At 58.3% G+C, this 12,356-nt stretch carries 8 protein-coding genes; 6 read left to right on the top strand and 2 right to left on the bottom strand.

Annotation, left to right across the window (positions count from 1 at the left end; genetic code table 11):
- The first annotated feature begins 236 nt into the window (after positions 1–236).
- Together LCH65_RS03000 and LCH65_RS02995 are read left to right on the top strand one after the other, a co-directional pair.
- Complete coding sequence (locus LCH65_RS03000) at positions 237–1,460, top strand: alpha-xenorhabdolysin family binary toxin subunit A (RefSeq protein ID WP_226439130.1); 1,224 nt, start codon at positions 237–239, stop codon at positions 1,458–1,460.
- Positions 1,457–2,473, top strand: a complete 1,017-nt coding sequence (locus LCH65_RS02995) for an alpha-xenorhabdolysin family binary toxin subunit B (protein WP_060708215.1) — start codon at positions 1,457–1,459, stop codon at positions 2,471–2,473. Before LCH65_RS03000 ends, LCH65_RS02995 begins: the two co-directional genes overlap by 4 nt.
- A gap of 56 nt (positions 2,474–2,529) precedes the next feature.
- On the opposite strand, the gene LCH65_RS02990 is transcribed toward LCH65_RS02995, so the two are convergent.
- Positions 2,530–3,147 (bottom strand): TPM domain-containing protein, encoded by a 618-nt coding sequence (locus LCH65_RS02990; RefSeq protein WP_226439129.1) that lies wholly within the window; start codon positions 3,145–3,147, stop codon positions 2,530–2,532.
- Between the two features lie 26 nt (positions 3,148–3,173).
- Entirely contained in the window at positions 3,174–3,866 is a 693-nt protein-coding gene (locus LCH65_RS02985; protein WP_060708216.1) for a TPM domain-containing protein, read from the bottom strand.
- A gap of 320 nt (positions 3,867–4,186) precedes the next feature.
- Between LCH65_RS02985 and bglX the strand changes: the two genes are divergently transcribed.
- From bglX to LCH65_RS02965, 4 genes are all read left to right on the top strand, one after another.
- Positions 4,187–6,484 (top strand): beta-glucosidase BglX, encoded by a 2,298-nt coding sequence (bglX, locus tag LCH65_RS02980; RefSeq protein WP_060708217.1) that lies wholly within the window; start codon positions 4,187–4,189, stop codon positions 6,482–6,484.
- A gap of 69 nt (positions 6,485–6,553) precedes the next feature.
- Positions 6,554–8,311, top strand: a complete 1,758-nt coding sequence (locus LCH65_RS02975; RefSeq protein ID WP_054082088.1) for an ATP-binding protein — start codon at positions 6,554–6,556, stop codon at positions 8,309–8,311.
- 6 nt (positions 8,312–8,317) lie between these two features.
- Positions 8,318–9,652, top strand: coding sequence for a sigma-54 dependent transcriptional regulator (locus LCH65_RS02970; protein ID WP_044308889.1), 1,335 nt, complete (start codon positions 8,318–8,320; stop codon positions 9,650–9,652).
- 223 nt (positions 9,653–9,875) lie between these two features.
- Positions 9,876–12,251 carry a PAS domain-containing protein gene (locus LCH65_RS02965; RefSeq protein ID WP_226439128.1) on the top strand — a complete coding sequence of 792 codons (2,376 nt, stop codon included), beginning with the start codon at positions 9,876–9,878 and terminating at the stop codon, positions 12,249–12,251.
- The last annotated feature ends 105 nt before the right edge of the window (positions 12,252–12,356 follow it).

Raw genomic sequence — 12,356 nt, 5'->3', positions numbered from 1 at the left:
CGTCAGCGCGTCATGGGCACCCCTATTTTTCAGGGACTACACACACTGTTCGCGCGGTCGTACACGCCCTGAAGAAACGCACATAAATGGTAAAGTAATCCTTGTCAAAAACGACGCGCCATTACTTGCACGGCATACAAACATCTTTATAGTCGCCTTGGCTGATTACAGACAATCAGAACACACTTCTAGAGTCCTTTGTTCTACTGGAATAACTCGCACAAGGAACGTGCATTATGTTGAGTCAAGCAGCACTGTTGGAAAACGAAAACATCGCTCGGATTACCTTGAAACCCCTAGAGTATCTGAACGCTGTCTTTGATGATGAAAAAAGTGGTGGCCGAAGCGCCGGCCTTGTTCTAACCAAGGAAGACATTCTTAGCCTGAAGCGTTACGAACGACACGCCCTTAATATCCCCACGTCACTCGCTCGCGTCGAACAGCAATTGGGTTTTACCAAAAGTGGCATTCCCGGGCTTGAGCCTAAAGACATGCTGAAGACCTACAAGGCCATTAACAGTCACGGCAAAAGCTGGTCGGGGATCGAGAATGGCATCAAGCGCACCGGAACCAACATTGACCTGTTTGCCGCACAGTTCTCGGGGCAGGGTCAGCAGATCATCAACTACATTGAAAAGATGGATTTTGCCAGGCAGCTGGATCTGACCGTTGCCGATTTATCCATTGAAGAGGTCCGCAACACGCCTCCGGTACCTCTGGGTGAAACTGATCAGAGGGTCTGTGTCACGCTGGCCGAATTTCTGAAGAACACCGCGTCACAAATAAAAAACCATCAGCACGCTGCGCAAACGCTGGCGCAACACATCGAAACGTTCAGCACCGTCCTGAGCGTCCAGCTCATTCCCGGCATCAATGACAAGGTAAAACTGGCAACGCGCTCGGACCTGGACCAGCAAATCAAGGAGCTGGAACAAGATATCGAACAGCTGACGAGAGAAATCGAGCAGAAAAACAAAGAGTATAAAAACACACTGAATAATATTGCCTGGGGTGTTTTCGGCGGCCCCATCGGGGTCGCTATAACCGGAGGTATTTTTGGCGCCAACGCGGAAAAAATCCGAAAGGAAAAAAATCGAATGGTAGCGTCCAAGAGCCAGAAAGTTCAAATACTCAAGGAAAAAATCCCCTTGGCAGCCGCCGTGCGCAGCCTGCAACTGCTGTTTGATGATATGTATATTCGCATGTTGGACGCTCATAAGGGCGCCACTCACCTGAAAGACCTCTGGGCCCTGTTGGCCGCCTACATAGACAGTTCCGCAAACGAACTGGCGGCGATCAGAGACGATCAGGCACTGCTGATTTTCGCCATGCAGTTTCACGGCGTTGTCATGCCGTGGCTGGAAATAAAAGGCAAAACGACTGAGCTATTGAAGATATTTAATAGTGCGCTGGATCAGTTTAAACGCGAACAGCAACCCGTCATTGTAATAGGACGATAATCATGAGCACTGAAACCCTGGGTGAGCTGTTGATCCTCACCCCGCCTGACACTGAAGTCATGAAAACCGCCCGCCAGAATATTCTTGCGCACGTGACCGCGCTGAAGCTGGACTTTCTGCCGGTCATGAAAGAAAAAATGCGGCCGCTTCAGGACGCCTTGATAAGTGCAGACAAGGTCTATAGCCAGGCACTGGCCACTGTCACCGTACAGCTGAATAACGTATACCTGAAGTCGATCGATCAGAAACAACAACTGATTGAAGCCGACACAAGGCTCAGCGACAAACAGAAACAACAAGCGATCAGCCAGCTGAACGGGCAGCGCATTCGGCAGGTATCGAATCTCACCGCCGTGGTGCGCCGCAGCGCTCAAGCGATTGCCGGACACAGCGATGATATGGCGCAGATCAACCTGACGCTGGAAAATAATCGTTTGCTGGAAACACTCCAGCAACAGATCGACAGCATAACCCAGCGCTCAGCCACGCTGGAAAGCGCAATGGCTTTAATCGCTGCAGACCGACGCCTGCTTGATACAACGATCACGACATTTGAAAAATACAACCTTGCCGATGTGTTCAAGGAAATGCTGCCTACTCCGGAGGAGCTCAAGCTGGTCAACATGACATCGCCGGAACTTGAGTTGGTCAACGCCGGGATTGCCAGACTCGGAAAACTACTCGACAAGGTCAGCAGCGCCTTGAAATACCTTGACCTCATTGAAGAACGCGACCGACTGAGGTCGCGCTATAACGCTCTGCTCGACGATTCCCGCACGGCTACCCGGGAAGCAAAGGCAATCAAAGAAAAACTCGATGAGTTGACAGCGCTCGCAGGCGTTGCGCAGAGCAAAGCGCTTTGGGTACAAGAGGCGAAAAAGGTTTATCAATCGCTCTACCATTTTCTGGATCAGATAACGTCGCCCGTTGATACTTCGACGCTGATCAGCCAGCAGGTCGAACAACTGCAGACTTACATAAAATCGTTTTACGACGTAAAGCGTATCGTCTGACCCGCACGGGTTCAAGAAAGGCAGGTGTCGATAAACTCGACACCTGCCTTTTGGCCTTACCCCAGCACCACCAGCCGATTGGGCAGCTCATTCCTGCCATGAGTCACAGGAACGTGATCGGCAAGCAACTCGCCACAGGCGTGAATACAACCCAGAAATCCCTGCAGAATCTGCCCGTCCCGAACCTGCTGAGTAAACACATCAACCATCGCCTTCCAGGTGTCGTCGTGCAGACGACTGGCGATGCCATGGTCGACCAGAATTTCGACATAACGCTCGGCCTCGCTGACAAATACCAGAATGCCGGTGCCGTCATGGGTCTTGTGCAGGTTCTGTTCGAGGAACTGCCGACGCGCGAGGTTGCCGGCACGCCAGCGTCTGACCGAGACCGGCACCAGCAAGGCGGATACTTTCGGGGTGCGGCACGCCAGCGCCACGATAATGAACGTGCTCATCTGCGCCAGCATCAACTCGTCAGCGCTCAGCCATTGAAAGCAGTAATTGACCGTACCCGGCAGCAGCAGGCCGATCAGCCCGGCCCAGATCAGCGGCATGTAGGCGTAGTCGTCGGCACGTGAGGCCAGCACCGTGACCAGCTCGGCGTCAGTGCGCTGTTCGACGCGGTCGATCGCTTCGGCAACCTGCCGCTGCTCGTCTTTGTTCAGTAAAGCCATGGTTCCCTCATTCCCGAATCAATCAACTACCAGTTACCGGAAGCACCGCCACCGCCGAAACGTCCACCACTGCGATCAGCGGCTCTTTCACGTGAGGGGCGGGTGACGCCGCTCCTTCTGACGCTGATGATTACAATCCCCAGAACGATGAGGGTCAACACGATACCGATCAGCCAGACCTGGTCGTCATTGGTCTGCTCGTCATATTCGGACATCTGACCTGTCGGCTCGGGGTAATCGGGGATCTGCCCGCCCAGTGCCGCGATGATCGCACGTGTACCGCGCTCTATACCGACGGCAAACCGGTTGTCGTCAAACTCCGGAGTCATCAGCATGTCGATGATCAGAGAAGCCTGGGCGTCATTGAGACGATCCTTCAGCGCTCCACCGACCTCCATGAACACCTTGCGCTTGTCGCGATAGACCACCAGCAGAACACTGTCATCCTTGCCGTGCAGCCCCAGGCCCCAGGTGTCCCCGAGTCGAGCGCCGAACTCTTCGATGCTCGCGCCCTGCAGATCCGCGAGGGTCACCACCACCACACGCTCCCCGGTCGCCTTTTCGTGGGCGCTTAGAAGTCTCGCCAGACGAACCGTAGTCTGGCTGTCGAGCATTTGTGCGGCATCCACCACACTGCCGGTCATCGGCGGAAAAACCAGTGCTTCTGGCTCTGCCTCGGCACGCAATACCCCTCCCAACAGCATCACCACGTATAACATCCACTGTGAAACAGACTTCAAAATCCAGACCTCCGGTGTTTTTTTGAATCCATTGAAACGACACGCCTTAGCCAAAACACAAGTTCCCCGGCATAATCCACCGCCAACACCTGATGCGGTCACTATTTGATCGACAGGGTCTGTACAAAAATCAATCAAAACGCCATTTTCGTACACACCTTGGGGAGACTTCGTACAGTGAAGCGGATAGCAACTATCCTTGCATCCCGTGCGAACCATAACGCCAAAGGTCCATAACCCAAAAACTGGCTGTCGGACATTAAACGCGAGTTACTGACAAAAGCCTTGAGAAATTATTCATGAATAAGCTGTGTTTATTAGGTTTGCTGGTCGGTATGGCCAGTCAGTCGGTGATGGCCCAGACCGCTGCCGCCACGGACAATACAACGCTTCAAGCCAAGAATGCCTTCATCGGCAAACTCATGAAACAAATGACTCTGGACGAAAAGATCGGTCAGTTACGACTCATCAGTATCAGTTCGGAAATGCCACAGCCGCAAATTCTCAAGGAAATTGCCGCCGGAAGAATCGGCGGAACGTTCAACTCCATTACCCGTTCGGAAAATCGTCCGCTGCAGGAAGCCGCAGTCGCCAAAAGCCGTCTGAAAATTCCGATGTTCTTTGCCTACGACGTGGTTCACGGTCATCGCACGATTTTCCCGATCAGCCTGGGCATGGCCGCCAGCTGGGACATGGACGCCATCGCACTGATGGCCCGGGTCTCGGCCAAAGAAGCCAGTGCCGACAGCATCGACATGACTTTCGCCCCCATGGTGGATATTTCCCGCGACCCTCGCTGGGGCCGCAGCTCCGAAGGCTTCGGTGAAGACACTTACCTGGTGTCACGCATTTCCGACGTGATGGTCAGGTCCTTCCAGGGCAAGAACGTCGCAGCCAATGACAGCATCATGGCTGCCGTCAAACACTTCGCCCTGTATGGCGCAGTAGAAGGCGGACGCGACTACAACACCGTGGACATGAGCATGACGCGCATGTACCAGGACTACCTGCCGCCCTACAAGGCCGGCATCGATGCCGGCGCCGGCGGCATCATGGTCGCACTCAACTCGATCAACGGCGTGCCGTCGACCTCCAACAAATGGCTGATGCAGGACCTGTTGCGCAAGGACTGGGGCTTCAAGGGCGTGACCATCAGCGACCACGGTGCGCTCAAGGAACTGATCGACCACGGCGTGGCCAAGGATTTCCGCGAGGCCGCCAAGCTGGCGATCAAGGCGGGCGTCGACCTGAGCATGAACGACGCGGCCTATGGCGAGCAGTTGCCTGGCCTGGTGAAAGACGGCGAAGTTTCCATGAAGGAAATCGACAACGCCGTGCGTGAAGTGCTGGGTGCCAAGTACGACATGGGTCTGTTCGCCTCGCCTTACGGCCGCATCGGCGTCGCTGCCGATGACCCTGCCGATACCTATTCCGATGACCGCCTGCACCGTGCCGAAGCTCGCGATGTGGCGCGCAAGACACTGGTACTGCTGAAAAACCAGAACGAGACACTGCCGCTGAAGAAACAAGGCACCATCGCAGTGATTGGCGGACTGGCACAAAGTCACCTCGACATGCTCGGCAGCTGGTCGGCAGCAGGTCGTCCCAACCAGTCGGTGACGGTGTATGAAGGGCTGGCCAACGCGGTCGGCGACAAGGCCAAGCTGGTTTATGCGCGCGGTGCCAACGTCAGTGACAACGAGCACGTCCTCAACTACCTGAACTTCATCGAGAAGGAAGTAGAGGTCGATCCACGCCCGGCGCAGGAAATGATCGACGAAGCGGTCAAGGTCGCCGAGCAGGCCGATGTGATCGTTGCCGTGGTCGGCGAGTCGCGCGGCATGTCGCATGAGTCGGCCAGCCGCAGCAGCCTGGACATTCCGGGCAAACAGCGCGACCTGATCAAGGCGCTCAAGGCCACTGGCAAACCACTGGTGCTGGTGCTGATGAATGGCCGTCCGCTGGTTCTGGTCGACGAACAGGAACAGGCTGACGCCATGCTCGAAACCTGGTTCCCGGGCACCGAAGGCGGCAACGCAGTGGCTGATGTGCTATTCGGCGACTACAACCCGTCGGGCAAGCTGGCCATGTCGTTTCCACGCTCGATCGGTCAACTGCCGGTCTACTATGCGCACCTGAACACCGGCCGTCCGTATCACGAAGGCAAGCCAGGCAACTACACCTCGCACTACTTCGAGGAGCCCAATGGCCCGTTGTTTCCGTTCGGTTATGGCCTTAGCTACACCCAGTTCGACGTCTCGGACATCAAGTTGTCGGACGCCAGCATGACGCGCAAAGGCAAGGTGACTGCCAGCGTGACCGTGAAGAATACCGGCAAGGTGGCCGGTGCAACCGTTGTGCAGTTGTATCTGCATGACGTGGCAGCGTCGATCAGCCGTCCGGTAAAAGAACTGAAGAACTTCGAAAAGGTAATGCTTGAGCCCGGAGAAGAAAAAGTCGTGACCTTCACCCTCAGTGAAGACGATCTGAAGTTCTACAACAGCGAGCTCAAGCACGTGGCGGAACCTGGCGAATTCAAGGTCATGATCGGTCTGGACTCGCAAGCAGTGAAAGAAGCGACCTTCAATCTGTTGTAAACCCTGCGCGTGGCGCGTTCGTGAGCATTCGCTCGGGAACGCGCCGACAGGGTCCGATCAGGCTGCGACATGACGCTCAAGCATCGCTACTGGCGCATTACCCTGTACGTGCTGCTGATCCTGGCCGGTGCGGCCCTGTGCGCCGGGCTCGCGATGCGTCAGGCGCAGCGTCACGCCATGTCGGAAGATGCCGCGCGTGCCGAAGGACAGCTGGCACTGTATGCCAATACCCTGCACACCCTGATCGAGCGCTATCGCGCCCTGCCCTCCGTTCTGGCGCTGGACCCGGAAATTCGTGCCGCGCTGAGCGGCCCGGTGACCGGGGAGGTGCAGAACGCCCTCAACCTCAAGCTGGAAAAGATCAACAGCGCGGCTCATTCGTCGACGCTGGAGTTGCTCGACCGGCAGGGTCTGGCGATTGGCGCGAGCAACTGGCGCACGCCCAATAGCTATGTCGGCCACAACTACGCTTTTCGACCCTACTTCCTGCAAACCCGCGCCAAGGGCACCGGGCGTTTCTATGCGGTCGGTGTGACCACCGGAATTCCAGGGTACTTTCTGTCCAGTGCGGTATTGAACGATACCGGCGGGTTCATGGGGGCGATGGTCGTGAAGCTGGAGTTCCCGAGCCTTGAGCAGGAGTGGGATCAGGGTGAGGACCTGCTGCTGGTCAGCGATGAGAAAGGCATTGTGTTCATCGCCAATCAGCCAGGCTGGCGCTATCGCGAGCTGCTGCCAATCTCGGTGGAAGATCGTGCCAGCCTGTTGCGCACCCGCCAGTACGACAAGAAGGTATTGTCACCGCTACGCAGCCGGGTCCTCGACAGCTTCAGCGAAAACAGTCATTTGAGCCGTGTCGAAGGCCCGGACGGCACCACGGATTATCTCTGGCAGTCGCTGCCCCTTGCGGATGAGAACTGGACTCTGCATCTGCTGCGCAAGCCGCCCGCGGCCAGTGAGGACGTTCGCAATGCAGGACTGGCCGCCGCGGGTATCTGGCTGGCGCTGGTATTTCTGAGTCTGTTTCTCTATCAGCGCTGGCGACTGGCGCGACTGAGAGAGCGCAACCGGGATGAACTGGAGCGCCTGGTGCAAGAACGCACGCGTGATCTGCAAACCGCGCAGGACGGTCTGGTGCAGTCGGCCAAACTGGCGGCGCTGGGGCAGATGTCGGCAGCGCTGGCCCACGAAATCAACCAGCCGTTGACCGCCCAGCGCATGCAACTGGCGACCCTGCGGCTGCTGCTCGATCAGGGCCGAATCGATGAAGCCTGCAAAGCACTGGTTCCCGTCGATCAGCAACTGACACGAATGGCCGCCTTGACCAGCCACCTGAAGACCTTCGCACGCAAGAGCCCCAGCGGACTGCGCGAACGGCTGGACCTGGCCACGGTGGTCGATCAGGCCTTGTTGCTGCTCGACCCGCGCCTGCGCGAGGAGCACGTCGACTGCGTTCTGCATGTGTCACGTCCGGCATGGGTGCGCGGCGACGCCATCCGCCTGGAACAGGTACTGATAAACCTGCTGCGCAATGCGCTGGACGCCATGCGCGAGTGCCGCTCCAGGCGCCTTGAAGTGCGTATCGACGCCGTCGACAACCAGTGGCGGCTCAGCGTCAGGGACAACGGAAGCGGGATCGCTGCGAAGGATCTGCCGAGCATTTTCGATCCGTTCTTCACCACCAAACCGGTAGGCGACGGCCTGGGCCTTGGCCTGGCTGTGTCGTACGCCATCATTCATGAACTGGGCGGACAACTGACGGCGCAAAACCATGCGGACGGCGCCGAGTTCTGGTTCAGCTTGCCCAATGACTTTCTGGAGGCCTGACCCGGCATGTTGAATTCGGTCATCGTGGTAGACGACGAGGCGCCCATTCGGCAAGCCGTCGAGCAATGGCTGACGCTGTCGGGGTTCGAGGTGCAGGTCTTCGCCCGCGCCGAAGAGTGCCTGGACCGTATACCGGAGCACTTCCCCGGCGTCGTGCTGACCGATGTGCGCATGCCGGGCATGAGCGGCCTGGAGTTGCTGACCCGGCTGCAAGGCGCAGACCGCGACCTGCCAGTCATCCTCCTGACCGGCCATGGCGACGTGCCGATGGCTGTGGAGGCGATGCGCGAAGGGGCCTATGACTTTCTGGAAAAACCCTTCAGCCCGGAAACCCTGATCAGCAACCTGCGGCGCGCCCTCGAGAAACGCCAGCTGGTGCTGGAAAACCGCCGCCTGCATGAGCAGGCCGATGCCAGAACCCGCCTGGACGCCACGTTGCTCGGCGTATCGCCCGGCATGCAGACCCTGCGTCGCCAGGTGCTGGAACTGGCGCAACTGCCGGTCAACGTGATCATCCGCGGGGAGACCGGCAGCGGCAAGGAGCTGGTCGCTCGCTGCCTGCATGATTTTGGGCCGCGCGCCGCCAAACCTTTTGTCGCACTCAACTGCGCGGCCATCCCGGAGCACCTGTTCGAAGCCGAGCTATTCGGCCACGAGAGCGGCGCCTTCACCGGCGCACAGGGCAAGCGCGTCGGTCGCCTAGAGTATGCCCACGGCGGCACGGTGTTCCTTGATGAAATCGAGAGCATGCCGATGGCGCAACAGGTCAAGCTGCTGCGCGTTCTACAGGACAAGCGCCTTGAGCGGCTGGGCTCGAATCAGAGTATCGACGTCGACTTGCGAATCATCGCGGCGACCAAGCCTGATCTTCTCGAAGAAGCGCGTGCCGGGCGCTTCCGCGAAGACCTGGCCTACCGCCTCAACGTTGCCGAGCTGCGCCTGCCGCCGCTGCGCGAGCGCCTTGAAGACATCGCGCAACTGTTCAGCCACTTCGCCCGCGCCGCCGCCGAACGTGTAGGCCGGGAAGCGCCAGCGCTGGATGCCGCACATCTAGGTCAGTTGCTCGGCCATGACTGGCCAGGCAACGTGCGCGAGCTGGCCAATGCCGCCGAGCGCCAGGCCCTGGGGCTGGAGCAAGCCCTGCCGCAACCTGATACGCAATGGCCGGGGCACTCGCTGGCGGCGCGTCAGGAGGCCTTCGAAGCACAATGCCTGCGCGCCTCGCTGGCCCGTCACAAAGGCGACATCAAGGCGGTGCTCAATGAATTGCAACTGCCTCGAAGGACGCTGAACGAGAAGATGCAGCGCCATGCTCTGGTACGCGAAACGTTCCTCGAATGAGGGCTGCGCATATTCCGTACAGCTTGTTCCGGCGATAACCGAACATTTCCCGCAGCGCCGGGTCTGCATACTGTCACGGCCATGTGCGGTCGTGATGGCTGGATAACGACAAGGCATAATGACATCATGCCCGCTTGGCTATTCAGCTCACTTTGACAGTCCGAAAGATGGGGCATTTTCTACCGTGAATACTCCCCTCGACCTCCCATTGGGAGGCGGCGAAATGGGTCGGTTTATCCGAGAGACGGACTGGTCTACGTCCGCGCTTGGACCGAAGCAAGCATGGCCCGCAGCGCTACTGTCTTCAATGAACCTGATGCTCAGTTGCCCGGATAGCATGTACCTGCTCTGGGGCCCTGACTACATTCTGTTCTTCAATGACGCTTACTCTCAGGTGCTGCCCATTGCGGCACGACAGGCGCAGGGCCAACCCATTGCCTCGGTGTGGGGCGATGCCTGGGACGCCGTGCGGCCACTCGCCGAGCACGCGCTGGCCGGACAAAGCCGCCGATCCGACAATATTCAGCGCACCATCGTCCGTAATGGCAAGCCCGAGCAGACCTGGTGGTCGCTGTCCTATTCTCCACTGTACGGCGATAGCGGCCTGATCGAGGGGGTATTCTGCCGGGTCAACGAAACCACTTCGCAGGTCATGGCTGAAGCCCGTCAGTCGGAGAACGAAGCGTTCACGGACCGTGTGCTGTCGAGCATCAACGACTGCATCAAGGTTCTGGACCTCGACTCGCGCCTGACCTTCATGAGCGAAGGCGGCCAGCGGATCATGGAAGTCAGCGATTTCAACGCGATTCGCGGCTGCCCCTGGCCCGACTTCTGGCAGGACCAGGGCAATCTGGACGCCATCACTGCGGTCGAAGCGGCCAGATCGGGTCAAAACGCCAGCTTCACCGGCTCGGCGCAGACCATGGCCGGTACCACCAAGTGGTGGCATGTGCAGGTCAGCCCGATTTTCGGCAAGGATGGCAAACCGGAAAAGATTCTGTGTGTTTCCCGAGACATGACCCAGCTCAGAGACGCTGAAGAAGCGTTGCTGTCGCTCAACGAGACACTCGAGCAGCGCGTGATCGAACGCACCCAGGACCGTGATCGTATCTGGCGGCTGTCGACCGACCTGATGCTGGTGGCGCAGTTCGACGGGATCGTCTCGGCGGTCAATCCGGCCTGGAATCAGGCTCTGGGCTGGTCGGAAGAGCAACTGCTCAACAGCCAGTTCCTGGCACTGGTGCACCCTGAAGACGTGGAAAGTACGCTGGCCGCCATGAGCGGGCTGGAGAACGGCCGCACTATTCCTCACTTCAAGAACCGCTATCGCCATCTGGACGGGTCGTACCGGACCATCTCCTGGACTGCCGTGCCGGACAAACAATTCATCCATGCCGTCGGCCGTGACATTCAGGCCGAGGAAGAGGCCAATGAAGCGTTGCGGCTTTCGCAGGACGCCCTGCACCAGGCGCAGAAGCTGGAAGCCATCGGTCAACTGACCGGCGGCGTGGCGCATGATTTCAATAACCTGTTGACGGTGATCCGCTCCTGCAGCGACCTGTTGAAATCGCCAAACCTCGAAGAGTCCCGTCGCGTTAAGTATGTCGAGGCCATTTCCAGCACGGTAGACCGAGCCGCTCGCCTGACCGGACAGTTGCTGGCGTTTGCCCGCCGCCAGGCCTTGCAGCCGGAAGTGTTCGATGTCTGCAAGAGCGTGGCGCGCATTGGCGAGATGATGGACACGCTTACCGGCGCACGTATTCAGGTCAGCATCGACCTGCCTGCCGAGCCGTGCTTCATCTTTGCCGACGGCAGCCAGTTCGACACAGCGCTGGTCAACATGGTGGTCAACGCCCGCGATGCCATGTCCGGCGCGGGTAAGTTGGTCATAAAGGTTGATTGCGCTGCCTGTACTGCCGACGATCAACCCGCTTCACTCGGTGAGGGTGATTATGTAAGGGTATCGCTGACCGATACCGGCGCAGGTATCGCCAAGGAGAAGCTGGGGCTGATCTTCGAACCGTTCTATACCACCAAGAGTGTCGGCCAGGGCACGGGGCTGGGGTTGTCGCAGGTATTCGGTTTTGCCAAACAGTCGGGCGGTGAAGTTCTGGTTGAAAGCGAGCTGGGCAAGGGCAGCCGCTTCACGCTGTGCCTGCCCAGCGCACAACGTCACGAAGTGATCCAGGAAGATAATCACCATATCCTCCCCCCATTGCCAGGGATGTGCGTGCTGATGGTCGAGGACAATCAGGACATCGGCACCTATACACGCCCGATGCTTGAGCAATTGGGCTTTCAGGTGCTCTGGGTGAGCAGTGCCGCCGAGGCGCTGAAAGAGCTCTCCGGCAACCCGGAAAACTTTCATGTGGTGTTCTCGGACATCGCCATGCCGGGCATGAGCGGACTGGAGCTGTACGCCGAAATCGAAGCGCGCTATCCGTGGATGCCGGTGGTTCTTACCACCGGGTACAGCACTGAGTTCGCGACGATCGCTCAGGACGAAACACACCGCTTCGACCTGCTGCAGAAACCCTATTCCAAAGATGATCTGGCGGCGATTCTGCACAAGGCCGTGAGTCGTACCGGCGAGCACTGATGGTGTGAATTGGTCTGAATCCATCATGCCAGCGGATTCACTGATGCCTGATACGCATGAGTGAACCCCGGCACTTCCCACGCATAAAACCAAGACAACACCGGT

Source organism: Pseudomonas sp. MWU16-30316, assembly GCF_020515645.1.
Lineage (GTDB): Bacteria > Pseudomonadota > Gammaproteobacteria > Pseudomonadales > Pseudomonadaceae > Aquipseudomonas > Aquipseudomonas cerasi.
The sequence above is the reverse complement of the archived record's forward strand: the minus strand, read 5'-3'. Positions and strand labels throughout refer to the sequence as shown.

Coding starts and splice junctions, on each gene's coding strand:
- LCH65_RS03000 (WP_226439130.1), top strand. CDS start 237: ATGTTGAGTCAAGCAGCACTGTTGGAAAACGAAAACATCGCTCGGATT.
- LCH65_RS02990 (WP_226439129.1), bottom strand. CDS start 3,147: ATGGCTTTACTGAACAAAGACGAGCAGCGGCAGGTTGCCGAAGCGATC.
- LCH65_RS02985 (WP_060708216.1), bottom strand. CDS start 3,866: ATGTTATACGTGGTGATGCTGTTGGGAGGGGTATTGCGTGCCGAGGCA.
- bglX (WP_060708217.1), top strand. CDS start 4,187: ATGAATAAGCTGTGTTTATTAGGTTTGCTGGTCGGTATGGCCAGTCAG.
- LCH65_RS02975 (WP_054082088.1), top strand. CDS start 6,554: ATGACGCTCAAGCATCGCTACTGGCGCATTACCCTGTACGTGCTGCTG.
- LCH65_RS02970 (WP_044308889.1), top strand. CDS start 8,318: ATGTTGAATTCGGTCATCGTGGTAGACGACGAGGCGCCCATTCGGCAA.
- LCH65_RS02965 (WP_226439128.1), top strand. CDS start 9,876: ATGGGTCGGTTTATCCGAGAGACGGACTGGTCTACGTCCGCGCTTGGA.